Raw genomic sequence first — 26,504 nt, forward strand, 5'->3', positions numbered from 1 at the left:
GCGCCAGGCGCCGGCTGAAGCCTCAGCGCGCCAGGGCGCCGGCGGCCAGAGGACCAGAGGCCGAAGAAGCGGGAGCCAACGCGCCGGCGTCGGCCATCTTGCCGGCGGCGTCGGCCGCGGATGCGAACTTCGCCTTCGCCTGGGCGATCCAGGCTGCAAAGTCTGCCTCGCTCACCGCCCGCACCGCAATCGGCATGAAGGCATGGTCGCGGCCGCACAACTCGGAACACTGGCCGTAATAGATGCCCTCGCGGGTCACCTTGAACCAGCTTTCGTTCAGGCGGCCGGGATTGGCGTCGATCTTCACGCCGAACGAGGGCATTGCGAACGAATGGATCACGTCAGCGGAGGTGACCTGGATGCGCACGATCTTGTTGACCGGCACCACCACCTCATTGTCCACCGCCAGCAGGCGCGGCTGACCCGGCTTCAGGTCCTTCTCGGACACCAGGTAGGAATCGAAGCCGAAGGCGCCATTGTCGGGATATTCGTAGGACCAGTACCACTGGTGCCCCGTCACCTTCACCGTCATGTCCGGCTTGGGGATGTTCAGCTCGAGATGCAGCAGGCGGAAGGACGGGATGGCGATGAGCACGAGGATCATCACCGGAATCACGGTCCAGGCCACCTCGATGAGGGTATTGTGGCTCGTCTTGGACGGCACCGGATTGGCGCGCTCATTGAAGCGCACCACCACGATGGCGAGCAGCACCAGAACGAACAGCACGATCGACGTGATGATGATGAGCATCAACGTATTGAAATCGTGAATCTTTTCCATCACCGGAGTGACGGCCCCCTGCAGATTGATCTGCCAGGGCGATGGCTGGCCGGTCTCGGCGTAGGCGGCGCTCGCGGAAACACTCGCGGCACACACGCCCACCGCAAGGGTAGCGGGGCGAAGGAACGACATCATCTTCAACGGCTCTCCCTGGCCCGGCGGACTGAACCGCCGTACTGCGCCCGCCCTGCACGCTCAGCAGCGCGCCGTCCGGACCACTTGTGAAGTAGCTGCCCATCCGGCGGAAGCCGCTGGCAAGTGCACTGATTTTTAAGGCAGCCACTCTCCCTAGAGTTCATCAAACATAATTGGGTCCGCCTTGCAATCGCCCAAGCTTGGCCCTCGGTGCGACAATAAGTCGGGAACTCCATGCACCATACGGGAGCCCCACGGACCGGTGGCGCACAGGCCCTTGCCCCGCCTTGCTCGGCCTTTTTTCAGTTCCGTCACGGCCACCGTCGGCCGTCGGGTATGCCGTACCGTCAGGGAGACAAAATGGCGCGCGTGGCCAGATCATGAAGACCACAGGCATGGGGGACCAGCGACCAGCAAACGGCCCTCGGAGAATCCCCAGCGGCCTGCAGCCGCGCCACGCAACTGCCGCATTGTTGACAGGATGGCTAGGCCATTAAGGCATTGGTTCACTAAATCAGATAAGGCAGATCTGCCTGGCGCCCGCCGGGTCCCTGCCGGAGCTTGCGATGGTCGTGTCGTTCCCTGCCCGCCGCCTCTTCCGTTCGGGCCGTGCCGAGAGGGCCCGGTCCGGGACGAGAGCCCGTGCGCTGCTTGTCCTGTTCGGTGCGCTCCTTGCCGCGGCCGTCTCCACGGCACAGCCCGCCGCCGCTCAGGGCGTGGTGAAATCGGTGCACGGGGAATGGCAGATCCGCTGCGATACCCCGCCGGGCGCCCAGAGCGAGCAATGCGTGCTGCTCCAATCGGTGCAGGCGGAAGACCGGCCGAACGTGGGCCTCACCGTCATCGTCCTGAAGACCGCGGACCAGAAGAGCCGCCTGCTGCGCGTTCTGGCCCCCCTCGGGGTGCTGCTGCCGGCGGGTCTCGGCCTCAAGATCGACGAGCAGGACGTGGGCCGCGCCGGATTCGTGCGCTGCCTGCCCAATGGCTGCGTCGCCGAGGTGGTCATGGACGACGCGCTGGTCGCCCGCCTGAAGGCCGGCAAGCAGGCGACCTTCATCATCTTCCAGACCCCGGAAGAAGGCATCGGCGTCCCCCTCAGCCTCAACGGCTTCGGCCCGGGCTTCGACACGCTGCGCTGAACGCCCGCCCGGCCCGGCCAACGCCGCCCGGCGGGAATGCACTGTGCGTGAAGGCTTGCGCCTGAGGCATCGGGCCTGAGGCTTGGTCCGTCGGCATTTGGAGGCCAAGCCGGCCAGCGTGGGAAACACTGCGTGAGAATCTCTTGCGCGGAGCCATCGCTGCGCCGCAGCATTGGCACGGTTTGGACATGCTCGCTGCGCACAAGGCGGGAGCGGAGCGGGGTAGCGACGTTCGGGTCGTTCGAGCGACCAGAGCAATGCCGGGGCGATGGCTTCGGGGGCCGGCAGGGAGACGTGGATGCACGGGGATGAACACGCACTTTTCGGCGCGGCGCTCGCCTTCCTTGCCGCAGCGGTGGTCTCCGTTCCCATTGCCAAGCGCCTCGGCTTCTCTCCGGTTGTCGGTTACCTTCTGGTCGGCATCGCCATCGGCCCGGTGGGCTTCAATGTGGCCGATCCGGGGGTGGTCTCCACCGTCGCCGAGCTCGGCGTGGTCATGCTGCTGTTCCTGGTCGGGCTGGAGCTGAAGCCGTCCAACCTCCTGTCCATGGGGCATTACATCTTCGGCCTGGGCACCGCGCAGCTCCTGCTGACGGCGCTGGCGTTCGCGCTTCTGGCCTATTTCGGCCTCGGCTTCGGCGCGGCCGCGGCGGTGGTGAGCGGGCTCGCCCTCTCGATCTCCGGCACCGCCATCGCGCTCCAGCTGCTCGGCGAGCGCGGCGACCTCGCCTCCCCCTACGGCCAGCGCACCTTCTCCATCCTGCTGTTCCAGGACATCGCGGTGGTGCCGCTGCTGGCTCTCGTGCCCCTGCTGGCGCCCGGCGGCGAGGCCGAGGTGACGCGCGACCCCAAGGCAACGTTGCTCGCCGCTTCCCTTGCGGTGGCGGCCATCGCCGTCATCGTGGTGGCCGGGCGATATCTGCTCAATCCGCTGTTTCGCGTGCTCGCCCGTTCCGGCGCGCGCGAGGCGATGACGGCGGCGGCCCTGCTGGTGGTGATGGGCGCCGCCGGCCTCATGGAGGCGGCCGGCCTGTCGGCGGCGCTCGGGGCGTTTCTCGCCGGCCTGCTGTTGTCGGAAAGCACCTTCCGCCATGAGTTGGAGGCCAATGTGGACGCCTTCCGCGGCCTGCTGCTCGCCGTGTTCTTCATGAGCATCGGCATGTCGCTCAACATCGACGTGGTGCTGGGCCACATCCCCGCCCTCCTGGTCGGGACGCTGGCGGTGGCGGTGGTCAAGTCGGTGATCGTCTATCTGGTGTTTCGTGCCGACAACATCGCCCCGCAGGATTCCATGCGCGCCGCGGTCGCGCTCTTGTCCGCGGGCGAGTTCGCGTTCGTGCTGTTTCCGCTGGGCCTCGACAACGGCATCCTGAAGCCCGAGCAGGCGGACCTGCTGATCGCGCTCGCGGCGCTCACCATGATTCTCGGACCGCTCCTCTTCGCCGCCCTGTCGCGTCTCCTGCCGCGGTTCGCCCGCCCGGCGGCGGAGCCGCCGGCGGACGATTTTGCCGATGCGGACGGATCGGTGCTGGTGATCGGCTTCGGCCGATTCGGCCAGATCGTCTCCCAATGCCTCCTGGCCCAGGACGTGAGCGTCACGATCATCGACAAGGACGTGGAGATGATCCAGAGCGCCGGGCGGTTCGGCGTGCACATCTATTATGGCGACGGCACAAGGCTCGACGTGCTGCGGGCGGCCGGCGCCGAAAGCATGGAAGTCATCTGCGTGTGCGTTGACAACAAGGAGGACGCCAACCGCATCGTCGAGATCGTGCGCGGCTCCATCCCCGACGCGCGCCTGTTCGTGCGCAGCTTCGACCGGGTGCATTCCATGGAGCTGCTGCGCCTTGGTGTGGATTTCGAGCTGCGCGAAACGCTCGAATCGGCCCTGTCCTTCGGCGCCCGCACCCTGGAGGCGCTGGGCGTGCCGCAGACCGCCGCCGCCGCCCGCATCGCCGACGTGCGCCTGCGCGACCGCGCCCGGCTGGAACGGCAGATGGAGGAAGGCATCTTCGCGGACACCGAGGTGTTCCGGGGCCAGAAGGTGGAGCCCGAGCCCCTGACCCAGCCGGAGAAACCCGCGCGCCCGCTCAATCCCGAAGCGCAGGATATCCTGTCCCACGAAACCGAATTCTCCGGCTGATCCGGCCCGCAGGACCGCGGCATCCGGCGGGGCGGATCGAAGTCGTGGGATAGCCCGGCGAGGATTGCAACCAACTCGTGATTTCGGCGAGACGATGGCGTAAGGTCGCAGGACCGGGTTCGCGATCGGGCAACGGCAAACGGGACGGCCAGGCGCGCCAGATCGCACATCTGGGTGCCGCGATCCTGCGGAGTTGAGCGTATGGATCAATTCTTGGAGATGCTCCGGGCGGCACAGGGCGGCCACGGGCTCGAGAATATCGGGCGCATGTATGGCCTGTCGCCCCAGCAGGCCCAGTCGGTGGCCGAGGCGGTGATGCCGGCCTTCACCGAGGCCTTCAAGCAGGCCACCCAGTCTCCCGAAGCCCTCGCCTCGCTGATGACGCTGATGACGAGCGGCCCCTACGGCGCCTTCTACGCACAGCAGCCCGCTGCCCCGGCCGAATTGTCCCGCGCCGGCAGCGAGGCGCTCGACACCGTGTTCGGCTCGTCCGAGGTCAGCCGCGCGGTGGCGGCGCATGTGTCCGCCTCCACCGGCCTCGGCGTCACCATGGTGCGGCAGATGATGCCGAGCTTCGCCACCCTCGTGGTCGGCGGCCTTGCGAAATCGCTTGCCGCCTCAGGTGCGCTCCAGCAGATGCTCGCGGCCATGCTGAGCCGCATGCCCGGCCAGACCACGCAGCGCATTGCGCCCATCTCCTCCGGCAATCCCTTCATCGACGCCTTCCTCGCCTTCACCAGCACGGCGACGGAACAGAGCCCCAAGGCCTTTGCCACCGGCAATCCCTGGGCCGACGCCTATGCCCAGATGATGTTCCAGCGCGCGCCCCAGCCGGCGCCCCAGCGCAGCAACAATCCGATCAACGCCTGGCAGGACGTGGTCAATGCCATGAACAAGACCATGACCCAGGCCGGCGTCCCGGCGGCGCGCGCGCCGGAGCCACCCCCGCCGCCGCTGGCCCCGTTCCAGAATTTCTTCGCCCAGCTCTTCGCGCAGGGTTTCCCGCCGGCCTTTCCGGCCACCGACAATGCGCGGGCCTATTCCGTTCCGGATTTCTGGCTCGACATCATGCGCTCCGCCGGGACCGCCACGTCTCCCGCCCAGCCGGTGCAGGAGGCCGAGACCCTGCCGCCCGAGCGACCCCGCCTGGTCAATACGTCATCCCAGAACCGCAACGGCGGCCGCGACGCGAAATAGCCGTTCGTCGCGCGCGGGCAAGCACGTTCTCCGGATACGAGACGACCCGATACAAAACGACCCGCGCCGGCTGCGGTCGGCGCGGGTCGAGGTTCGGCGGAATCGAGGGGCGTTCCCGCCGGATCTTTCAGGGCCGAGCCAGGCAGCTTGAAGCCGCCTGATCGGATCGCACCTTCAGGATTGCACCTAAACCTGAGCTGCCCTGCACCTGAGTTGCCCTGCACTCGAGCTTCAACGCTTCAACACGTCTTCGTCCTGCGCGCCGGCATCGCCTCGCGCGAGACGCTTCAGCACGTCAGTGCTGCTGTCCGCGGGCGGCGAGCCTTGCGGCCGCGCGGCGCTCGGTGGCGCGCAGGATGAGCACGCGGGTCGGATCGGCGAGCAGCGGACCGGCGGTGGCGTCGCGCAGGTCCGCGCGGGTCACGCCGATATCGCGCAGCATGCGATCATCGAGCCCGGCAAGCTCGCTCATGACGCGGCGGCGTTCGATGGCGCGACCGATGGCGCCCGCCGTGTTTGCCACGTGACCGGCCAGGGAGACCGCCGTCAGGCACAGGGCCGCCAGCATCTCGCCCGCGGGGGCAAAGGCAATCTTCCGGGTTTCACCATGAACGCTCATCATCATCTCCATCGCCGGGGTCGGGATCGCGGACAGTCCTTTCTGGGCTCCCGGGGGCTCACGGAGCCACCCGATTTCGCGTCTCGCCGCTTCGGCGCGCCCTTTGTGACGCCACGGGATGAATCACGCTAGCGAATGTTTTTCATCTCACGTATCATTCTGCGTGATGAATGCTCCGGAGCCGCACCCCATGACGGCCATGCTCGACCCCGATCAGCTGCGCACTTTCGTGGCCATTGCCGAGACCGGCAGCTTCACCCGCGCGGCGGAGGTGGTGCACAAGACACAGTCCGCCGTCTCCATGCAGATGAAGCGCCTGGAGGAGCGCGTGGGCCGGCCGGTGTTCGTGCGTGACGGACGCGCCTCGCGCCTTACCGAGGACGGCGAGCGCCTGCTCGATTTCGCCCGGCGCATCGTCAAGCTGAACGTGGAGGCGGTGCTGAGCTTCGCCGACGCCGCCTTGTCGGGGCGGGTCTGCCTGGGCGTGCCGGACGATTATGCCGACCGCTACCTGCCGGACATCATGGCCCGCTTCTCCCACACCCATCCTTCGGTGGAACTCACCGTGATCTGCGAGCCGTCGAGCGAACTGGTGCAGCACATCGCCGCCGGTACCATCGACCTAGCCATCATCACCGCCACCGAGATCACCGCTCGCAACGCCCACGTCATCCGCCGCGAGCGGCTGCTGTGGGTCTCATCCTCCCGGCACAGCGTGCATCTGGAAACGCCGGTACCGCTGGCGCTGGGACGAACCACCTGCCAGTGGCGCGACATCGCCGTCTCCCGCCTCGCCGGGGCGGGGCGCAGCCACCGCATCCTCTATTCCAGCCCCAACAGCGGCGCAGTGGCGGCGGCGGTGCTGGCGGGGCTTGCGGTCTCGGTATTCCCGGAATCGGCGCTGCGCACCGGCATGCGCGTGCTCGGCAGCGGCGACGGCTATCCGCCGTTACCCCCGTGCGACATCGGCCTGCTGCGCAACCGCCACGAGCCGTCGGTGCTGGCGGACGCCCTCGCCCAGCACATCGTGCAGGGGCTCGACAACCTCACGGACGCCGAAGCCGCGCAATGACATCGGGCGGGCCGCGCGCAGGGCCGGCCTCACACGCTCTCGGCGTAGCGCTCGTAGGCGACTTCGACGGTGAGGATATGGGCGCGCATGGCAGCGGCGGCCTCGGCCTTGTCGCCGCGCAGGATGGCGGTGACCACCCGGTCGTGCTCCTCATACGAACGCGCGAGCCGCCCCAGGGTACGGAACTGGGCGCGGCGGAACGGCTGCAGCCGGGCGCGGGTGGCCAGCGTCAGCTCGGCCAGGTAATCATTGTGGGAGCCGGCATAGAGCGTGGTGTGGAAGCGCTCGTTGAGCACCGTATAGCCGCCCTCGTCGCCGCGCCGGGTCAGGTCCGCAAGCTCGGCATGGGTAGCCTCCAGGCCGCTACGCTCGGCCGCCGTCATGTGCACGGCGCACAGCCCGGCACACAGGGCCTCCAGTTCCGCCATCACATCGAACATGCCCCGCAGCCGGTCCAGCGAGGGCTGGGCCACCAGCGCGCTGCGATGGGGCCGCGCCTCCACCAGGCCGGAGCCGGCAAGGTCGCGCAACGCCTCACGCACGGGAGTGCGCGATACGCCGTAGCGCTTGGCGATCTCCACCTCCTCCAGCGGCGTGCCGGGGGCAAGACGGCCGCGCACGATATCGTCGGCGATCTGGAGCCGCAGCTCCTCCGTCCGTGTCACCGGCCGGCCGGCGGCGCGACGCCTGCGGGGGCGCGATGCGGCGGCGGCGCTCTTGGTGGCGGCGCTCTTGGTGGGTTGCGGCGGAAGCAAGGTCATAACGCTGTAAACTACCTGGATTCGAACTCGGCGCGAATTCCGGAGAAGTCCTGACGGGGAGGAAACCGGAGCATGCCGTATCCCCTCCCCGCTTCGGCGGCCCTACCCCTGCCCCGATGCGGGGGAATCGGGGCTGAAGCAGGGCTTGAGCGCGATCCGAGCAAATTGAACCCATTTGCTCGGTGAATCCCCTCTAAACTTGAGAACAGACAACGCGCAAGACGACGCGACGAAAAGCAATTCTCACGCCACACCCTCGTCCGCGATGACCGACACATGGGCGGCCACCACGCGCCAGCCCTCAGGGAACCGAACCCAGCTCTGCTGCTGCCGCCCGATGCGGCCGGGCGCGTTGTCCCGCCGGAACAGGGTCGAGGCCACCGCGAAATCGTGCCCGTAGGTGGTGATCACCGTGCGCGCCAGCGTGCGCGCGAGACCCACCGGCGAGCGGGCGCGGCGGAAGTCACGGATGGCGTCCATGCCGTAGAGATTTTCCCCACCGCCATAGCGGATGGTACGCCCATCGTCGTGGAACAGGGCTTCGAGGGTGACGACGTCGTTGTTCACCAACGCCGCCTCGTAGCGGGCGAAGGCGTCCTCCACCTCGGCCTTCACCTCAGGAATGTCGATCTCCACCACCCTCTCCCGCTCAAAGTGAGGCCATTGGCGCGACGGTGACGCCGGCCTGCTCCAGTGTCGCCGCGACACGCAATGCCAGGTCCTCCCGCCACGGCGGGGCGATCACCTGGACCGCGATGGGCAGCTCCGGCGCATCCCCCACATCCACCCGCACCGGCACCGCCACCACCGGCAACCCGATGAAGGAGATGGGCTGGGTGAACAGGCCCATGTTGGGCCGCACCAGCATTTCCTCGCCGTCAAGCACGAGGGTCTTCTGCCCGAGCTTTGGTGCCCGGCAGGGCGTCGCCGGAGCCAGCAGCACGTCGCAGGTCTCGAACAGCTTCAGCATCTGGCCATGGAAATGGCGGCGGAAGCGCTGGGCGGCATCCACCCACGAGGCTGGAATGGCAAGGCCGGCGAACAGCCGATCGCGCACGGCGGGGTCGAAATCCTCCGCACGGGCGGCGAGCCGACGGGCATGAAGGCTCGCGCCCTCCGCCGCCGTGATGATGAAGGCCGAGGCGCGGGCGCGCGCGGCATCGGGCACGTCCACCACCTCGCGCACGCCGAGATGCGCGGCCGCAAGATCCACCGCCGCGAACGCCTCCGGCAGCGCACGGGAGCGGAACCAGCCGCCGGCGATGGCGATGCGAAGGCCGGCCGCGCCCTGCCCGATCTGCCCCGAGACCGGCTCGAACGGGCGCGGGGTCTGGCCGCCATCGCGCGCATCCTCCCCCTGCATGGCATCATAGAAGGCGGCAAGATCCGCCACCGAGCGGCCCAGCGGGCCGAGATGGTCCAGCGCGGTGACGAAGGGAAAGCTGCCGCCGCGCGTGAGGCGGCCATAGGTGGGCTTCAGCCCGAACGTCCCGCACAGGGACGACGGCACGCGGATGGAGCCGTTGGTGTCGGAGCCGAGCGCGATGGGCACCAGCCCCGCCGCCACCGCCGCCCCGGAGCCGCCGGACGAGCCGCCCGACATGCGGGTGAGGTCGCGGGGGTTGCGCGAGGCCCCGTCATGGACATTCTCGCCGGTGAAGTCATAGGCGTATTCGCCCATGTTCAGCGCGCCCACCAGCACCGCGTCGGCAGCCTCCAGCTTCTCGATCAGGGTCGCGTCGCGGGTGGCCGGGTCGAGGTCGCGGTTGATCTTCGAGCCGGCGCGGGTGGGCAGGCCCGCCACGTCGAACAGGTTCTTCACCGCGAAGGGCGCGCCCGCGAGCGGCCCCAGCGGGGCGCCGGCGGCGCGGCGGGCATCGATGCGGTCGGCGGCCGCACGGGCGCGGTCGGCGGTCACGTCGGTGAAGGCGTTCACCTTGGGGTCGACGACGGCGATGCGCGCCAGCGTCGCCTCGATCACGGCGCGCGCGGTGACGGCGCCGGAGGCGACCGCAGAGGCGATCTCGGTACCCGTTGCGGTGGCAAGGCGGGCGGCATCAGCCGCGGCGTTGGTCGGGGCATTGACTGCGGCGGTCATGGGCACGGCCTCAGGGGCGATAGACGGGGGCCGGCTCCTCGGCGTCGCCGAGGTCGAGGCTGCGCACCAGGGTCGCCGCATCGGCGATGCTGCGCAGATAGGACAGCGCCTCGGCGCGCCATTGCGGACGCGGGGCGATGGCATGGGCGCCGAGCGCGCCGTCGAGCAGATGTTCCAGCGCCGTATCCTCCACCCGGGGGAGTTGAATTTCCTTGCTCATGAGCGGCCTCACACGGGGGGATGGGGAATGGCGGCAATCAGCTCGCGGGTATAGGCGTCCTTGGGGGCGTCCAGCACCTGCCGGGAAGTCCCTTCTTCCACGATCCGCCCGGCTCGCATGACGATGACCCGGTCGCACAGCAGGCCCACCACATGCAGGTCGTGGGACACGAACAGGTAGCTCATGCCGAGCCGCTGCTTCAGATCCTCCAAGAGGTTCAGCACCACCGCCTGGACCGACACGTCGAGGGCCGCCGTCGGCTCGTCGAGGATGACGAGGTCGGGGTCGAGCGCAATGGCCCGGGCGATGCCGACGCGCGCCTTCTGACCGCCGGAGAGCTGGTGCGGGAAGCGCTCCAGCAGGTTCTGCGGCAGGCCGACCATCTCGGCCAGCTCCGCCACCCGGGCGCGCAGCCTGGCGCCGCCGGAGAAGCCGCCCATACGCAGCAAGGGATCGGCGATGGCCCGCTCCGCCGTGTAGCGGGGATTGAGGCTCTCGGTGGGGTCCTGGAACACCATCTGGATGCGCCGGCGCATGGGATGGTGGGCGAAATCCTTCGCCGGAATGGCGCTGATGTCGTCGCCGGCGAAGCTGATCCTGCCCGCCGTGGGATCGATAAGGCGCATGACAATAGTGGAGGTGGTGGACTTGCCGCAGCCGCTCTCCCCCACCAGGCCGACGCTCTCGCCCTTCAGGACCGCGAAGGAGATGTCGTCCACGGCGCGGAAGATGCGCTCCTCCGGCGGCGCCTTCTTGCCCGTGAGGCCGGAGAGGAAGGACGAGGGTGCGCCCTGTCGGGGATATTCCTTTACCAGGTTTTCCACCTGCAGCAGCACCTTGGCGAGAACTGGCGCCGCTCCCTCTCCCGCCCGAACTCGGCTATTGCCGAGTTCGGTTTCCAAGTGCTGAAGCCGGATGTTTCCGGCTTCAGGCGGGGGAGGGTTCTGCGCCGGCGCCGTCGACACATCCGGCTCCTCCGGCAGGAGGTCCCGCAAGGTGATGCCGGGACGCGGCGTCGCGCGCATGAGCTTGCGGGTGTAGGGGTGCTGGGGATCGCGGAAGATGCGCTCGGCGGGCGCGGTCTCCACCACCTTGCCCTTCTCCATCACCATCACCGTGTCGCAATAGGCGGCGGCAAGGCCCAGGTCGTGGGTGATGAGCAGGGTGGACATGCCGCGCTCGCGCGTCAGCTCGGTCACGAGGTCCATGACCGCCTTCTGGGTGGTCACGTCGAGGCCGGTGGTGGGCTCGTCGGCGATCATCAGTTGCGGCCGGCAGGCCAGCGCCAGGGCGATGACGATGCGCTGGCACATGCCGCCAGAAAGCTCGAACGGATAGGCGTGGTAGCGCTCCTCGGGCCGGGCAATGCGCACCTGCTTGAGGATGTCGATCACCTTTTCCTTCACGTTGCGGGCATCGGCCTGAACGTGCTGGAGCAGCACGTCGCCGATCTGCCGCCCCACCGTGCGGATGGGGTTCAGCGCGGCGCGCGGGTTCTGGAAGATCATGGACATTTCACGCCCGCGCAGGTCGCGCATGGCGCTTTCCGGCGCGTGGGCCACGTCCATCCCCGAGAAGGTGATGGAGCCTTCCGCGATGCGCCCCGCCCGGTCGAGGATGCGCATGACCGTATAGGAGGTCACCGACTTGCCCGAGCCGCTCTCGCCCACGATGCCGAGGGTCTCGCCCTTGGCGAGGGTGAGGTTGACCTTGCTCACCGCCGTCACCACGCCGCGGCGGGTGGCGAATTCCACGGTGAGGTCGCGCACCTCCAGCAGCGGGCCGCTGGGCGTTTCGGAGGTCTTGGCTGCTTGTGCCGTCACGTCCACGTTCCCATGCATGGTGGCCTCCCTCAGGTGCGACGCTGGGGGTCGACGATGTCGCGCAGACCGTCACCCAGCAGATTGAAGCAGAACACCGCGAACATGAGCGCAAGGCCCGGGAACAGGGCGATCCACCATTCGCCGGAGACGATGTAGGCCGCGCCTTCCGCCACCATGATCCCCCATTCCGGGGTGGGCGGGCGCACGCCCAGGCCGATGAAGCTGAGGCCCGCGGCGTTGAGGATGGCGTAGCCCATGGTGAGCGACATCTGCACCATCATGATGGGCATGATGTTGGGCAGGATGGTCGTGAGCAGGATGCGCCATTCCGAATTGCCGGTGAGGCGCGCCGCCTGCACGAATCCCGCCTGCCGGCGGATGGCGGCTTCCGAGCGGGCCACCCGCACATAGAGCGGGAAGTTGATGATGGCGGTGGCGATGACGATGTTGGTCACCGTGTTGCCCAGCGCCGCCACGATGCCCATGGCCAGCACGAACAACGGGAAGGCCATGATGGTATCGGAGATGCGGCCGATGATGCGGTCGGTCCAGCCGCCGAAGAAGCCGGAGGCGATGCCGGCGATGCCGCCGGCCGCGAACACCAGCGCCACCGAGAACACCGCGATGGCCATGTCGAGCCTTGTCGCCACGATGACCCGGGAGAAGATGTCGCGCCCCAGATTGTCGGTGCCGAACCAGTGGGCGACGGAGGGCGCCTGGAGCGCCGCCGCCGTGTCGCTGGCCAGCGGATCATAGGGCACGATGTATGGCCCCAGCAGCGCGCACACCACCAGCACCAGGAACATGCCGAAGGCGATGCCGGTGACCGGATTGTCGGAGATGACGTAGCGCGCGTGGGCAAGCGTCGCGGCAAGGCCGCGGGGGGCGGGGGTGTCAGCCGTGGCGAGGGTCATGCTTCGCTCCGCGCGCGGGGGTCGATGACGCCGTAGGCGATATCGATCAGGAGATTGAGGATGACGTAGAGGATCGCCATGGCGAGCACGAAGCCCTGCACCGGCGCGTAATCGGAGGTGATCAGCGCCTCGACCGCGTAGGAGCCGATGCCCGGCCAGGCGAACACCTTCTCCACCAGCACGTTGGCGCCGAGCAGGAAGGAGAACACCATGCCCAGCGTGGTCACCACCGGCAGCATGGCGTTGCGAAACGCGTAGGTGATGATGACGGTGGTGTCGGTCAGCCCCGCCGCCCGCGCCGTGCGCACGAACTCGGAGGACAGCACCGACAGCATGGAGGCCCGCGTCATGCGGGCAATGGGCGCCAGCGCGAAGATGGCCAGCGTGATCGCCGGCACCGCGAGCTGCGCCAGCGCGGCGCGGAAGGTTTCGAAGTCCCGCGCGATCAAGCTGTCGATGAGATAGAAGCCGGTCACCGTTTCGGGCGCCGAGAAGAACACGTCCAGCCGCCCCAAAGGCGCCGGTGCCCAGCCGAGCTTGAAGTAGAACACATAGACCAGCAGCAGCCCGGTGAAGAACACCGGCAGCGAGACGCCCGCCGTGGTGATGAGCCGGCAGGCATGGTCCACCCAGGAGCCCTGCTTGACCGCCGCCATGATGCCGAACGGCACCGCGATGGCCAGCGCCAGAACGAGGCCGGCCAACGTCAGCTCGGCGGAGGCCGGGAGCCGCGCCGAAATCTCCGCCGCCACTGGCTGGCCGGTGGAGAGCGAGCTTCCCAGATCGCCCTTCGCCAAGGCCGAGACATAGTCCACGAACTGCGCCGGCAGCGGCTTGTCGAGGCCCAGCTTGGTGCGGATCTCGGCGATGGATTCGGCCGTGGCGGCGGGGCCGGCGAAATAGGCCGCGGTGTCGCCCGGCAGCACCCGGGTCAACATGAAGGTGACGATCACCACGCCGATGAGGCTCGGCACGGCTGTGGCAAGACGACTGCCTATGAGCTTCAGCATGATGTGTCCTCGCTTGATGTGGCTGGGGTGGCGGCCTGCCGCCGCCCGCCCCTGTCCTTGCCTCTTTCGTCATTCACCCGGTCTGACGGTCGGCGTGTCCCGGCCGACTGGAACGCAGCGCAGCGCAGTGGAAGGAGAGCCGGGACCCAGCGCAAGAGTGCGCCGAAGGCGGCAGCTTAGCTCCACGGCCCCGGATACGCGCCTGCTTCGCAGGACTTTCGCGCTGGACCCCGGCTCGGCGCTCCAGCTGCGCTGTCGCTTGGCCGGGGAACTTGGCCGGAGAACTTGGCCCCTCACCCCTTCTGGAAGGTGCGATAGTCGAGGCGGCGGTGGAACCAGTATTCGTAGCCGGTGATGTTCTTCTGCATCGCGACGTTCACATAGGGCTGGTAGAGCGGGATGCGCGGCACGTCGGCGAAGGCGAGATCCACCATGCCTTTCACGCCCGCATCATAGGCCGCCTTGTCGCCATTGGCCGCGGCAGCGCGGGCGCCGTCGATGAAGGCGTCCATGGCCGCCGACTGGTAGCTCATGGTGTTGAAGATCGAATTGTTGCCGTGGTAGCACCAGAAGAAGAAGTATTCGGGATAGTCCAGCCAGCCCGAGAACACATTGGTGAACAGCGGCAGCACCTTCTTCGTCAGCTCGGTACGCCAGTTGGCACCGGGGATCTTGTTGATGGTGGTCTTGATGCCGATCTGCGCCAGGTTTTCCTGCAGCAGCACGCAGAGCGGCTCGTTGACGCCAGCAAAGCCGAGGTCGAACGACAGCGTCGTCTCCAGGCCGTTGGGATAGCCGGCTTCCGCCAGCAATTGCTTGGCCTTGGCAAGGTCGGTGACAAACTTGGTGGGCTGCGGCCAGGCCACCTGGGTCTTGGCATCCGCCGGGGCGCCGAACATGGGCTTGGCGAGGCCGAACAGGGCGGCGTCCATGATCTTCTGGTAGGGAATGGCGTAGGCGATGGCCTCGCGCACCTTCAGGTTGTCGAAGGGCGGGTTCTTCACATTCATGCCGATATACTGGACGCCGTTGGAATACGGCACCGACACGATGTTGAGCTTGCCGGACTGCTTCAGCTCCACGAAATCCTTGTTGGGCAGGTCGTAGGAGATATCGGCGTCGCCGCGCTCCAGCAGTGCCCGGCGGTTGCCGGCGGAGGGCACCATGCGCCAGATCACGCGCTTGATCTTGGGCAGCGGGCCGCCCTTCCAGTCCTCGAAGCGCTCGAAGACGACTTCGGTGCCCGGGGTCCACTTGGTGACGCGGTAGGCGCCGGAGCCCGCCGTGTTCTGCTTGGTGTATTCGAGGCCCCAGGGGTCCTTTTCAGTCGCGTTCTTCTGCACCAGCCCGGAATTGATGACGCAGGGCACGATCACCGCGAGGTCGGGGATGGTCAGGCGGTCCTTGCGGATGAAGTCGACGCGCACGGTGTGGTCGTCCACCACCACGAACTGCTCCGGCTTCTCCAGCGAGCCCGCCTTCATCTGGAAGGTGGGGAACCCGCCCACGGAGACCGCGCGGTCCAGCGACCACTTCACGTCCTTGGCGGTGACCGGCGAACCGTCCTGGAAGGTGGCGTTCTTCTTCAGCTTGAAGGTCACCGACATGTCGCCGATGTTCATGTCCTCGGCGAGTTCGCCCTTCAGCTTGTCGCGGTCGTAGTAGCGCACCCCGTCCTTCTCGGTCATCTCGTGGGTGATGAGCCGGTCGTAGGTGTTCCAGTTCGCCTCATAGCCCGGCACGTTGGTGCCGACGCCGTGGATGTCGAGGTTGTTGGGGCCGCTCTCGGAAACAATCAGCAGCGTCTCGTTGCGCGCCTGGGCCTGGGCCGAGGAGAACACCGCCGGGGCGGCGACACCGGTTCCGGTGGCGACGGCGGTGACGGACGCAGACTTCACGAATTCGCGGCGGTTCATCGGACAGCATCCCCAATGGTGTTAGTCGCCCTTCTCCATTCAAGCTGCGTGCCAATTGCATACAATACCACAAACTATATTTGATATCAGACACATGGATCAGATCACACACGGGCCTGCACCCAGTGCCATCGAGCAGCAATGCATAATAATTATGCATGATTGCGCCAATTGCATGCAATCTGATGGGCGACGGTGCAGCGCCCGTGCCCCGCCCTCAGGCGGCGGGGATGTCGTTGGGTCGGCCAGACCGCCATGCCGCCATCAGCCGGCGGTATCGCAAGGTGGAAACCGGCAGCAGCACCAGGTAAATGATCGAGCACACCGAGAGCACGATCCAGGGATAGCTCGCGAGCAGCGCAAAAAAGATCGCCACCGCCACGAAAAGCGGCAACACCATGTCCCGCCGCACCCGCCGCCCCAGCGTCTTGCCGGACCATGCCGGCACGGTGGAGATCATGAGGAAGGCGATGGCCAGGCAATAGATGAGGGCCAGCGGCGCGCTCACGCCGCCATGGGGCACGCCGATCAGCTCCAGATAGATGGGCAGCAGCACGGTGATGGCCCCCGCCGGCGCCGGGATGCCGGTGAAGAAGTCGCCGGCAAAGGGCGGCTTGTGGGGATCGTCCAGCATCACGTTGAAGCGGGCGAGGCGCAGCGCCGCGCAGATGGCGTAGGCAAGGGCGGCAATCCAGCCCACGGAGCCGGTTTCCTTGAGCCCCCAGAAATAGAGCATCAGCGCCGGCACGCAGCCGAAATTCACGAAGTCGGCGAGGCTGTCCAGCTCCGCGCCGAAGCGGGACGTGCCCTTCAGCGCCCGGGCGAGCCGGCCGTCGATGCCGTCGAGCAGGGCGGCGAAGACGATGGCGGCCAGCGCCAGCTCGATGCGCTCCTCGATGGCGAGGCGCACCGCCGTCAGCCCCGAGCACAAGGCGAGCAGCGTCACCAGATTGGGCAAAAGCACCCGCAGCGGCACCCGGCCCAGGCGACCGAAGCGCGGCCGCGGCCGGCCTTCCGGATCGAACGGGGGAAAGGGGGTTTCCATCAGCTCACCCGATACGCCGTCTCGCGCGGCTGCTGGGCGGAGAGATCGCACAGAACCGTCTCTCCGGCCACCGTCAGCTGGCCTTCGGACACCTGAACCCTGGTGCCCACCGGCAGGTAGACATCCACCCGCGAGCCGAAGCGGATCAGGCCGAAGCGCTCGCCGGCGCCGATCGATTCCCCTTCCCGCACGAAGGAGACGATGCGGCGGGCGATGAGGCCGGCAATCTGCACCACCCCCACGCGGCACAGGGGCGTGGAGATGACGAGGCCGTTGCGCTCATTGTCCTCGCTCGCCTTGTCGAGGTCCGCATTCAGGAACAGGCCAGGCTTGTAGGCGAGCCGCTCGATGCGACCGGTCACCGGGGCCCGGTTCACATGCACGTTGAACACGTTCATGAAGATGGAGACGCGCAGCAGCGGTTCGTCGGACAGATCCAGCTCCCGCGGCGGCCGCGCCAGCCCCACATGGGAGATGCACCCGTCGGCCGGCGCCACCACCAGCCCGTCGCGCACCGGCGTCACCCGCGGCGGATCGCGGAAGAACAGGGCGGTCCAGATGGCGAGCCCCACCCCGATCATGCCGAGGAAGGTGGAAAAGACCATGAGCACGAGCGCGATCACCACCGCGATGGCGATGAAGGGGTAGCCCTCCCGATGGATGGGAACCAGCGACTTGCGGATCGATGTGACGAGCGACAACACGGCCTCCGGGGCGCCGGGCGGCGCCAGTTGTGGCACAGGTAGTGAGGCCGCGTCCCGTCGTCAAATCACGGCCGCAGGCGAGGAAAAGGCCGCGCCGCGCCCCGGAGCCCCGTGCCACCCTCCGCGCTCCGTCACAAACCTTTGAAATTCATCCCATAGTCTAGCCGGCACCGTGCCGCGACACTGGATGGCGCTGCCGGAACTTGGGGTGGTGGAGGACTATATGTCGGACAATCGCATTCTCAACGTTCTCTTCCTGTGCTCGGCGAACTCCGCCCGTTCGATCATGGCGGAGTGTATCCTCAACCGTGTTGGAAACGGCCATTTCCGGGCCTACTCCGCCGGCGTGACCCCTGCCGACGCCGTCCACCCGGAAGCGCTGAAGCTGCTGGCCGGCCTCGGCTACGACGTGAGCGGGCTGCGCGCGAAGAGCTGGGCCGAATTCACCGGCCCGGACGCCCCCAAGTTCGATTTCGTCTTCACCGTCTGCGACGACGCCGCCCAGGAGGAATGCCCGGTGTTTCCCGGCGAGCCCTGGCAGCGCATGTCGGCCCACTGGGGCATCCCCGATCCCGAGAGCGTCCACGGTGACGCGAAGGACGTGGCCTTCGCCTTCGCCGATGCCTACAAGCTCCTGAACCGGCGGATTTCCATCTTCGCCGCCTTGCCGCTGCGCTCGCTCGACCGGCTCGCCCTCCAGCAGCATCTCGACACCATCGGGCAGAGCGTCCACGACGAGGCGCATCCGGCGGCCTGACCTCAGGCCGGGCTCCGGCGCCGGAACGCGCCGGGGCTCTGGCCGGACCATTTGCGGAACGCGCGATGGAACGCGCTGGGCTCGGAAAAGCCCAGCTCCGCCGCGATGTCCCCCACCGGCCGGAGCGTTGTGCGCAGCAGCTCTTCCGCCTTGAAGCGGCGCAATTCGTCCTTGATGCCGCGGTAGGTCTGCCCCTCCGCCGCGAGCCGACGGCGCAGGGTGGCGGCGGGAAGGCGCAACTGCCGGGCGAGGTCCGCGAAGCCGGGCCATGCGTTCGCCGCCCCCTCTCTCAGCATCCCGTCCTGTTGCTTTCCCTGCCGCAACATCCCTGCACGCAGGTGCGCCCGCACCCGAGCGGCAAGGCCCGCATCGTGCCGGTAGCGCACCAGGATATTGGCCGGCGCCGCACGCAGGAAGTCGCGCAGCGCCCGTTCGGAGCGACGGGCCGGCAGCGTCAGGAAGGCCGCATCGAAGGCGAGGCGGCTGACCGGCGCATAAAAACGCACCGGCGCACCGAAGAACAGGCCGTAATCGGCCGCATGGCCGGGCGGGCCGCAGCGAAAATCCACCTGCCGCAACGGGATGCGCCGCCCCACCAGCCAGCAGGTGATGCCGTGCACGATGATCCAGTAGGTGCGATAGGCGAAGGCGGAGCGCGGCTCGCCGCTATCCCGCAGCACGATGGCCGCGGTGCCTCCCGCCACTTCCAGCGTGCCCATGGGGTCGTCCAGCACGATGCCGAGGAAGCGCAGGGCGCGGCGCAAGGCCTGCTCCAGCGTCGACGCGCCCATCAGCGCGTGGCACAGCAGGGTGAAGCTGCCCGGCCGCATGGGACGCCCGCCGAGGCCGAAGAATTCGTCGTCCAGCGCCTGCGACATGGCCAGCCACAGCGCGCCATATTGCTCGGCGGAGACCACGCCGCCCACCGGCGCGGCAAACCCCGCCTGCGCCAGCACCGGACCGGGATCGATGCCGCGCCGGGCAAGACACTCCAGCGCGTCGTCCACGAAGCCGGCGGAAATCATGCGCCGTTCCAGGGCGAAGCTCCTTTATGGCAAAACCGCCCATCATTTTAGATCGATTGCGCCATCGAATGCCACTTCGCCTTTCGCTAGATGAAGGATCAACCGGCCTTGCGAACCGGAGCGGCCGCAAGAGCCCAGAGGTAGCCCTAAAGGCTAGAGGGAGGATTTCATGAAGATCGACGGACGCGTCTTTATGGTCACCGGCGCAGGCTCCGGCCTTGGCGCCGCGGTGGCGCGCATGCTGGTGGACAACGGCGCGCGGGTGGTGATCGTGGACATCAATGCCGAAGCCGGCAGCGCGGTCGCCGCCGAGCTGGGCGACAAGGCCCGGTTCCAGCGCGCGGACGTGACCAGCGAACAGGACGGCATCGCCGCCGTGGCGCTCGCCCGCGAGGCCTTCGGCCATCTCCACGGCCTCGTGAATTGCGCCGGCGTCGCGCCCGGCGAGAAGGTGGTGGGCCGCGAGGGGCCGCACCGGCTCGACAGCTTCGCGCGGGCCGTCGGCATCAACCTCATCGGCACCTTCAACATGCTGCGCCTCGCCGCCGACGCCATCGTGAAGGAAGAGCCCGACGCCGATGGTGAGCGCGGTGTCATCATCAATACCGCCTCCATCGCCGCCTTCGACGGCCAGATCGGCCAGGCCGCCTATGCCGCCTCCAAGGGCGGCGTCGCGGCGCTCACCCTGCCGGTGGCGCGGGAGCTGGCGCGCTTCGGGGTGCGCGTGGTCACCATCGCGCCCGGCATCTTCGAGACGCCCATGATGGCCGGCCTGCCGCAGGATGTGCAGGATTCGCTGGGCAAGACGGTGCCCTTCCCGCCCCGGCTCGGCCGGCCGGCGGAATATGCCGCCCTCGTCAGGCACATCTGCGAGAACACCATGCTCAACGGCGAGGTCATCCGCCTCGACGGCGCCTTGCGCATGGCCCCGCGCTGACGCCAAGCGCTGTCTCTCCCCGACGCTGTACCTTGCCCGCGCTGTACCTTGCCCCGCGCTGTTCCTTGCCCAAAAGGAGGATCCCATGACCACCCGCACGGAAGATCCCATCGTCATCGTCGGCGCCGCCCGCACCCCCATGGGTGGCTTCCAGGGCGACTTCAAGGATGTGGCCGCCCCCGTCCTCGGCTCAACCGCCATCGCCGCGGCGCTGGCCCGCGCCGGCCTTGCGCCGGAAGCGGTGGACGAGGTGGTGTTCGGCTGCGTGCTGCCCGCCGGCCTTGGCCAGGCGCCCGCCCGCCAGGCGGGGCTGGGCGCCGGCCTGCCGCTCTCCGCCGGCGCCACCACCGTCAACAAGATGTGCGGCTCCGGCATGAAGGCGGCCATGTTCGCCCATGACCTGCTGCTCGCCGGCTCCGCCGAGGTGGCGGTGGCGGGCGGCATGGAGAGCATGAGCAACGCCCCCTATCTGCTCGACCGCGCCCGCGCCGGCTATCGCATGGGCCACGGCCGGGTGCTCGACCACATGTTCCTCGACGGGCTGGAGGACGCCTACGAGAAGGGCCGCCTCATGGGCACCTTCGCCGAGGATTGCGCCGAGGCCTACCAGTTCACCCGCGAGGCGCAGGACGCTTTCGCCATCGCCTCCCTGACCAAGGCGCAGAAGGCCATGGCGGACGGCGCCTTCGACGCCGAGATCACCCCGGTCACGGTGAAGGCCGGCAAGGCCGAGCGCATCGTCGCCACCGACGAGCAGCCGCCCAAGGCCAAGCTCGACAAGATCCCCACCCTCAAGCCCGCCTTCCGCGAGGGCGGTACGGTGACGGCGGCCAATTCCTCCTCCATCTCGGACGGCGCGGCGGCCCTCGTGCTCATGCGCCGGTCGCAGGCAGAAGCGCGCGGGCTCACCCCGCTCGCGGTCATCGTCGGCCATGCCACCCACGCCCAGGCGCCCAACCTGTTCGCCACCGCCCCCGTCGGCGCGGTGGGCAAGCTGGCCGAGCGCACCGGCTGGGACCTTAAGGACGTGGACCTGTTCGAGATCAACGAGGCCTTCGCCGTGGTCCCCATGGCCGCCATCCACGACCTCGGCCTGCCGGCGGACAAGGTGAACATCCATGGCGGCGCCTGCGCGCTCGGCCATCCCATCGGTGCCTCGGGCGCGCGGGTGATGGTGACGCTGCTGGCGGCGCTGCAGAAATACGGCTTGAAGCGCGGCATCGCCTCCCTGTGCATCGGCGGAGGCGAAGCCACGGCGGTGGCGCTGGAACTGGCGCACTGAGGCTGGAGCGGAAGGCCTCTGCTATAGGTTCACACCGTGCCCTCGCCCCGCACCGGCTGGCCCCCTCTCCCGCTTGCGGGGGAGGGTTGGGGAGGGGGCAGAGGCGCGCGGGGCAGAATACTTACGGGCGGGCATGCGGAGAGGGCCTGCCCCCACCCTACCCTCCCCCGCAAGCGGGAGAGGGTTCCTACGGCTCTCACCGGCGCAGACCGAGCCCACCCACGCGGCGCGACTCCCTCTCCCGCTTGCGGGGGAGGGTTGGGGAGGGGGCAGAGCGCTGGGGCAGAACACCAGCGGCGGGACGGCGGAGAGGGCCTGCCCCCTCCCTGCCCTCCCCCGCAAGCGGGAGAGGGTTCGCCGGCTCTGAGCGGCGAAGACGATGCCCTCCACCTCACGAAAGACAGCCCCTCTCCCTCGAGCCTGAAGGGGGCGATAGAGCCCCCTAGCCCAAACAAAAACCCGGAGGAAGCCGCCCATGATCCTCACCGAGACCCAGGCCGAGATCCGCGATGCGGTGCGCGCCTTTGCGCAGGAGCGCCTTGCCCCCGGCGCCGCCGCCCGCGACAAGGAGCACCGCTTCCCCCGCGAAGAGCTGACCGAAATGGGCGCCCTCGGCTTCCTCGGCATGCTGGTGCCGGAAGCTCTGGGCGGCGTGGCGACCGACCTCGTTTCCTACGCCCTCGCCTTGGAAGAGATTGCGGCAGCGGACGGGGCCTGCTCCACCATCGTGTCCGTCCATTCCTCCGTGGGCTGCATGCCCATCCTGAAGTTCGGCAGCGAGGACCAGAAGCTGCGCTTCCTGCCCCGCCTCGCCTCCGGCGAATGGATCGGCGGCTTCGCCCTCACCGAGCCACAGGCCGGCTCGGACGCCGCCAACCTGAAGACCCGCGCCCGGCGCGACGGCGACCACTATGTCCTCTCTGGCGCCAAGCAGTTCATTACCTCCGGCAAGAACGGCAACGTCGTCATCGTGTTCGCGGTGACCGATCCGGAGGCGGGCAAGAAGGGCATCTCGGCCTTCATCGTGCCCACCGACACCCCCGGCTATGAGGTGGTGCGGGTGGAGGAAAAGCTGGGCCAGCATTCCTCCGACACCTGCCAGCTCGCCTTCAACGACATGCGCCTGCCCGCCGACCTGCGCCTCGGCGCCGAGGGCGAGGGGCTGAAGATTGCCCTCTCGAACCTGGAAGGCGGGCGCATCGGCATCGCCTCCCAGTGCGTGGGCATGGCGCGCGCTGCGTTCGAGGCGGCGAAGGCCTATGCCGGCGAGCGGATCACCTTCGGCAAGCCCATCCGGGAGCACCAGGCGGTGGCCTTCCGCCTCGCCGACATGGCGACGCGCATCGCGGCGGCGCGCCACATGGTGCTGCACGCAGCGGCACTGCGCGAGGCCGGCCAGCCCTGCCTCACCGAAGCCTCCATGGCCAAGCTGTTTGCCTCCGAGATGGCCGAGCAGGTGTGCTCCGCCGCCATCCAGATCCACGGCGGCTACGGCTATCTCGCCGACTTCCCGGTGGAGCGCATCTATCGCGACGTGCGGGTCTGCCAGATCTATGAGGGCACCAGCGACGTGCAGCGCATCGTCATCGCGCGGGGGCTGTGATGACGGAAGCCGTCCCCTCCCCTGCCCCTGCCCCCGCCCCCTCCCCTGTCCCTGCCCCCTCCCCTGCCCCGAGCGGACCGCTGGCGGGGGTGCGCGTCGTCGACCTGTCCCGCCTCGCGCCCGGCCCCTATTGCACCATGCTGCTGGCCGACCTCGGCGCCGAGGTGATCGTGGTGGGCGGCGGGCGCGCCGGGGTGGCCATTGCCGAGTTCTCCCGCGGCAAGCGCCACGTGGCCCTCAACCTCAAGGCGCCGGAAGGGCGCGCCGCGCTCCATGCCCTGGTGAAGACGGCGGACGTGCTGGTGGAGGGCTTTCGCCCCGGCGTGGCGGAGCGCATCGGCGCGGGCTATGCCGAGCTGTCGGCGCTCAATCCCCGCCTCGTCTATTGCGCCCTCACCGGCTTCGGCCAGGACGGCCCGCGCGCGCGGGAAGCCGGCCACGACATCACCTATCTCGCCTTGTCCGGCGTGCTCGGCGGCCTCGGCCCCAAGGGCGCGCCGCCGGAAGCGCCGCTGAACCTTGTCGCGGATTTTGCCGGCGGCAGCCTGATCGCCGCCATCGGCATCCTCGCGGCGGTGATCGAGGCCAAGGCGTCCGGGCGCGGCCAGTTCATCGATGCCGCCATGATGGACGGCGCGCTCTCCCTCATGGCCATGCACCTGCCCCTGTGGAAGACGCCCCACTGGCCGGAGCGCGGCGACGGGCTGCTGGGCGGCGGGGCGCCCTTCTACCGCACCTATGCCTGCGCCGATGGCGGCTTCATCGCGGTGGGGGCGCTGGAGCGCGGCTTCTTCGAGACCCTGTGGCGCACCCTCGGCCTGGGTGAACCGCCGGACCACATGCGCCGCGACCTGTGGCCTTACATCGAGCGCCAGCTCGCGGAGACCTTCGCCGGCGCGCCGCGCGACCACTGGACCACACTGTTCGCCGGAACGGATGCCTGCGTCGCCCCGGTTCTGGCCCCCGACGAGGTGTGGAACGATCCCCACGTCGCCGCGCGCCACCCCGGCTGCGGCCCCAATCGCGTGCCCGCGGTGCCGCGCCTCTCCCGCACCCCGGCCGAGGCCCGACCGCTGGATCTGTCCGACCACACCACCGAGGTGCTGCGCGAGATCGGGCTCAGCGACGAACAGGCCCGCGCCGCCGCAGCGCCGGACGACGGCGAGGGCCGCTCGGGCCTCGCCTGGCCGCCTGAGCTGCGATAGGGACCTCACCCGCCCCCGATGCTGGCTATCCTGTCACACGTCTTGCCGCGACTTTACACCACTCGCCTGGTCCGCGCGGAGCCTGATGCTGGCGATACCGTCCCTGGCCCCGCTGCGGTAAAGTCCGCGTTTTCGGCACGGGGCATTGCGATGGCGACGACGATTTACGGAATCAAGGCGTGCGACACCATGAAGAAGGCCAGGGGCTGGCTTGAGGCGCACGGCGTCGACCATGCCTTCCACGATTACAAGACCGCCGGCATCGAGCGGAAGACGCTGGAAGGCTGGGTGAAAAAGGTGGGTTGGGAAAAGCTCCTCAACCGCTCCGGCACCACCTTCCGCAAGCTGCCCGACACCGACAAGGAGGGCATCGACGAGGCCAAGGCCATCGGCCTGATGCTGGAGAAGCCTTCCATGATCAAGCGGCCCGTGCTGGAGACGGGTCGCGACCTTCTGGTGGGTTTCAAGCCCGAGGATTACGCGGCGAAGTTCGGCTGAGGCCCGCACCGGACGACCATCGGCGGACCCAGCCATGCGCGCCGGAAAGGGCTGGATTTTCGGCCCGCCATTGGGCACTCCATAGGGCGCTCCATGACGCCGCGCGGCATAACACTGCGGAACAAGACACCTCGCCAAGCTGGCGCCGGATTGCTAAAGTCCGCCTCGATTGGCCTTGTTCTCGCCTTCGTGATCTGGTGTTACGAAGGTCGTAAAGGGAAAAGTTACCGAGTCTAGGCAGGTTTGCGGGGCTGGCGGACGGTTCGGAAGCATCCGGGCCGACCCTTCACCAAGCTGGCGATCGGAGCGGAGCGATCCGCACCGGGCGAGGTTTGTGCGATGCAAGATGGTTGGTCGCACCAGCGCCGTGGGGTCCTGCCGATGAGGAACGAGCGCCGGAAACCACCGGCAACGCTGATAGCGGGGACCATGAGGCATACGAGCTGGACACCGGACGAGGATTCCCCCTTCGACCCGCTGGGTCCGGAGGGTCGTCCGCGTAGCGGATCAAAGCGGGCTACCCTTGTCGGTATCGGCACTGGCATTTTCGCCGGACTGCTGGTGGCGGCGGGCGCCGTCTGGGTCACCCAGGGCTCGTTCGCGTTCGGCGTTTCCGAGCCACAGGTGGTGGAACGCCCGGCCCGTGCCCTCTCCCTCGCCGCCGCCGGAACCACGGTCACCGAGGTGTCCCAGATCATCTCGTCCGGTGCTCTCGAACTTGGGCCCGACCGTATCTACCTGACCAGCCTCGCCATCGAGGGCACGCCCTTCTTCGCGCTGCCCGGCATGCAGCAGGCATCCGCGCAGGCGACGTCGCAGCAGCAACTGGCGCGCGCAGTGCCGTTGCCCATGGCCAATCCCCTGGGCAATCGCAGCCAGCTCGCCGCCGGCGACGGCATCCGCGCGCTCCAGCAGATGGACCAGGGTGGCGCGCCGCTGCCACGGCCCAATCCGCTGGTGCGCGAACTGCGCCTCGCCTACGCCTCCCTGCCCGACCCGTCGGCGCCGCTTACCGACACGCCCTCGCCCATCGCGCCGCCGGCTGCGACCGATGCGCCGCCCGGGTCAGAAGGCGAAGTGGCGCTGCCCACGCCCGGCTCGGGTTATGCGCTCTACGACATCAAGGGCAAGATCGTCTACATGCCCAACGGCGACAAGCTCGAAGCCCATTCGGGCTATGGCGAGCTGATGGACGATCCGCGCCACGTGGCGAAGCGGATGGTGGGCGCCACCCCCCCCAACACCTATTCGCTGACCATGCGCGAATCCCTGTTCCACGGCGTGGAGGCGGTCCGCCTCAACCCGGTCGGCACCGGCAAGATGTTTGGCCGCGCCGGCATTCTTGCCCACACCTACCTGCTTGGTCCGCGCGGGGATTCCAACGGCTGCGTCTCCTTCAAGGACTACGACAAGTTCCTCACCGCCTTCAAACGGGGCGATGTGAAGAAGTTGGTCGTGGTCGCCCAGCTTGAGAATGCGCCGAAGGAAGAGAACTTCCTCATGTCCTTCCTGAAGCCGCGCTGACCTGAAGGCCGCGGAGCGCCGATTTTCACCGCCAGCATGCCAACGGCCCATGAGCCTGCCTCGTGGGCCTGCCTCATGGGCCGTTGGCATTCAGCG

General features: G+C 68.3%; 24 protein-coding genes. 11 read left to right on the forward strand and 13 right to left on the reverse strand.

Annotation, left to right across the window (positions count from 1 at the left end):
• Positions 1-22: 22 nt before the first annotated feature.
• Positions 23-916, reverse strand: coding sequence for a cytochrome c oxidase subunit II (gene coxB, locus V5F48_RS09305; RefSeq protein ID WP_394258454.1), 894 nt, complete (start codon positions 914-916; stop codon positions 23-25).
• A gap of 566 nt (positions 917-1,482) precedes the next feature.
• Between coxB and V5F48_RS09310 the strand changes: the two genes are divergently transcribed.
• The 3 genes from V5F48_RS09310 to V5F48_RS09320 all read left to right on the forward strand — a co-directional run bounded on the left by V5F48_RS09310 (position 1,483) and on the right by V5F48_RS09320 (position 5,395).
• Positions 1,483-2,055 carry an invasion associated locus B family protein gene (locus tag V5F48_RS09310; RefSeq protein ID WP_394110779.1) on the forward strand — a complete coding sequence of 191 codons (573 nt, stop codon included), beginning with the start codon at positions 1,483-1,485 and terminating at the stop codon, positions 2,053-2,055.
• 298 nt (positions 2,056-2,353) lie between these two features.
• Positions 2,354-4,198 carry a monovalent cation:proton antiporter-2 (CPA2) family protein gene (locus V5F48_RS09315; RefSeq protein WP_394258455.1) on the forward strand — a complete coding sequence of 615 codons (1,845 nt, stop codon included), beginning with the start codon at positions 2,354-2,356 and terminating at the stop codon, positions 4,196-4,198.
• A 201-nt stretch (positions 4,199-4,399) separates the two neighbouring features.
• Positions 4,400-5,395: a DUF937 domain-containing protein gene (locus V5F48_RS09320; RefSeq protein WP_394258456.1), complete on the forward strand. Its 996-nt coding sequence runs from the start codon at positions 4,400-4,402 to the stop codon at positions 5,393-5,395.
• A 295-nt stretch (positions 5,396-5,690) separates the two neighbouring features.
• Here V5F48_RS09320 and V5F48_RS09325 read toward each other — a convergent pair whose 3' ends face one another.
• Complete coding sequence (locus tag V5F48_RS09325) at positions 5,691-6,014, reverse strand: DUF1127 domain-containing protein (protein ID WP_394258457.1); 324 nt, start codon at positions 6,012-6,014, stop codon at positions 5,691-5,693.
• 190 nt (positions 6,015-6,204) lie between these two features.
• Between V5F48_RS09325 and V5F48_RS09330 the strand changes: the two genes are divergently transcribed.
• Positions 6,205-7,086: a LysR substrate-binding domain-containing protein gene (locus V5F48_RS09330; protein WP_394258458.1), complete on the forward strand. Its 882-nt coding sequence runs from the start codon at positions 6,205-6,207 to the stop codon at positions 7,084-7,086.
• A gap of 29 nt (positions 7,087-7,115) precedes the next feature.
• On the opposite strand, the gene V5F48_RS09335 is transcribed toward V5F48_RS09330, so the two are convergent.
• The 10 genes from V5F48_RS09335 to V5F48_RS09380 form a co-directional block, all read right to left on the reverse strand.
• Positions 7,116-7,847 (reverse strand): GntR family transcriptional regulator, encoded by a 732-nt coding sequence (locus V5F48_RS09335; protein WP_394110785.1) that lies wholly within the window; start codon positions 7,845-7,847, stop codon positions 7,116-7,118.
• Positions 7,848-8,090: 243 nt separating this feature from the next.
• Entirely contained in the window at positions 8,091-8,483 is a 393-nt protein-coding gene (gene hpxZ, locus V5F48_RS09340; RefSeq protein ID WP_394258459.1) for an oxalurate catabolism protein HpxZ, read from the reverse strand.
• Between the two features lie 13 nt (positions 8,484-8,496).
• Complete coding sequence (locus V5F48_RS09345; protein ID WP_394258460.1) at positions 8,497-9,945, reverse strand: AtzE family amidohydrolase; 1,449 nt, start codon at positions 9,943-9,945, stop codon at positions 8,497-8,499.
• A gap of 10 nt (positions 9,946-9,955) precedes the next feature.
• Positions 9,956-10,165 carry a hypothetical protein gene (locus V5F48_RS09350; RefSeq protein WP_394258461.1) on the reverse strand — a complete coding sequence of 70 codons (210 nt, stop codon included), beginning with the start codon at positions 10,163-10,165 and terminating at the stop codon, positions 9,956-9,958.
• Between the two features lie 8 nt (positions 10,166-10,173).
• On the reverse strand, positions 10,174-12,006 hold the full coding sequence (locus tag V5F48_RS09355) for a dipeptide ABC transporter ATP-binding protein (RefSeq protein ID WP_394258462.1): 1,833 nt from the start codon (positions 12,004-12,006) through the stop codon (positions 10,174-10,176).
• Between the two features lie 11 nt (positions 12,007-12,017).
• Positions 12,018-12,902, reverse strand: coding sequence for an ABC transporter permease (locus V5F48_RS09360; RefSeq protein WP_394258463.1), 885 nt, complete (start codon positions 12,900-12,902; stop codon positions 12,018-12,020).
• The gene (locus V5F48_RS09365; RefSeq protein WP_394258464.1) at positions 12,899-13,912 is read right to left on the reverse strand and encodes an ABC transporter permease; all 1,014 of its coding nucleotides are present in this window, start codon (positions 13,910-13,912) and stop codon (positions 12,899-12,901) included. Before V5F48_RS09365 ends, V5F48_RS09360 begins: the two co-directional genes overlap by 4 nt.
• Positions 13,913-14,205: 293 nt before the next feature.
• On the reverse strand, positions 14,206-15,828 hold the full coding sequence (locus V5F48_RS09370) for an ABC transporter substrate-binding protein (protein WP_394110792.1): 1,623 nt from the start codon (positions 15,826-15,828) through the stop codon (positions 14,206-14,208).
• Positions 15,829-16,045: 217 nt separating this feature from the next.
• Complete coding sequence (gene pssA, locus V5F48_RS09375; RefSeq protein ID WP_394258465.1) at positions 16,046-16,873, reverse strand: CDP-diacylglycerol--serine O-phosphatidyltransferase; 828 nt, start codon at positions 16,871-16,873, stop codon at positions 16,046-16,048.
• Positions 16,873-17,574, reverse strand: a complete 702-nt coding sequence (locus V5F48_RS09380; protein ID WP_394110794.1) for a phosphatidylserine decarboxylase — start codon at positions 17,572-17,574, stop codon at positions 16,873-16,875. Before V5F48_RS09380 ends, pssA begins: the two co-directional genes overlap by 1 nt.
• Positions 17,575-17,800: 226 nt before the next feature.
• Here V5F48_RS09380 and V5F48_RS09385 point away from each other — a divergent pair, with 226 nt between their 5' ends.
• On the forward strand, positions 17,801-18,334 hold the full coding sequence (locus V5F48_RS09385) for an arsenate reductase ArsC (RefSeq protein ID WP_394258494.1): 534 nt from the start codon (positions 17,801-17,803) through the stop codon (positions 18,332-18,334).
• Between the two features lie 2 nt (positions 18,335-18,336).
• Here the strand turns inward: V5F48_RS09385 and V5F48_RS09390 are convergent, their stop codons facing one another.
• Positions 18,337-19,359: an AraC family transcriptional regulator gene (locus V5F48_RS09390; protein ID WP_394258466.1), complete on the reverse strand. Its 1,023-nt coding sequence runs from the start codon at positions 19,357-19,359 to the stop codon at positions 18,337-18,339.
• Positions 19,360-19,528: 169 nt separating this feature from the next.
• Here V5F48_RS09390 and V5F48_RS09395 point away from each other — a divergent pair, with 169 nt between their 5' ends.
• The 6 genes from V5F48_RS09395 (at position 19,529) to V5F48_RS09420 (ending at position 26,408) form a co-directional block, all read left to right on the forward strand.
• A complete protein-coding gene (locus tag V5F48_RS09395) occupies positions 19,529-20,296 on the forward strand; it encodes a 3-hydroxyacyl-CoA dehydrogenase (protein ID WP_394258467.1) in 768 nt (255 codons plus the stop codon).
• A gap of 85 nt (positions 20,297-20,381) precedes the next feature.
• Positions 20,382-21,578: an acetyl-CoA C-acyltransferase gene (locus tag V5F48_RS09400; protein WP_394258468.1), complete on the forward strand. Its 1,197-nt coding sequence runs from the start codon at positions 20,382-20,384 to the stop codon at positions 21,576-21,578.
• Positions 21,579-22,053: 475 nt separating this feature from the next.
• Complete coding sequence (locus V5F48_RS09405) at positions 22,054-23,181, forward strand: acyl-CoA dehydrogenase family protein (protein WP_394258469.1); 1,128 nt, start codon at positions 22,054-22,056, stop codon at positions 23,179-23,181.
• Positions 23,181-24,386, forward strand: coding sequence for a CaiB/BaiF CoA transferase family protein (locus V5F48_RS09410; protein ID WP_394258470.1), 1,206 nt, complete (start codon positions 23,181-23,183; stop codon positions 24,384-24,386). The genes V5F48_RS09405 and V5F48_RS09410 overlap by 1 nt, the downstream gene beginning before the upstream one ends.
• A 150-nt stretch (positions 24,387-24,536) precedes the next feature.
• Positions 24,537-24,884 (forward strand): ArsC family reductase, encoded by a 348-nt coding sequence (locus V5F48_RS09415; protein WP_394258471.1) that lies wholly within the window; start codon positions 24,537-24,539, stop codon positions 24,882-24,884.
• Between the two features lie 429 nt (positions 24,885-25,313).
• Positions 25,314-26,408 carry a DUF2778 domain-containing protein gene (locus tag V5F48_RS09420; protein WP_394258472.1) on the forward strand — a complete coding sequence of 365 codons (1,095 nt, stop codon included), beginning with the start codon at positions 25,314-25,316 and terminating at the stop codon, positions 26,406-26,408.
• The last annotated feature ends 96 nt before the right edge of the window (positions 26,409-26,504 follow it).

This window comes from Xanthobacter autotrophicus ATCC 700552 (assembly GCF_043194565.1).
In the GTDB taxonomy this organism is placed as follows: domain Bacteria; phylum Pseudomonadota; class Alphaproteobacteria; order Rhizobiales; family Xanthobacteraceae; genus Xanthobacter; species Xanthobacter autotrophicus_F.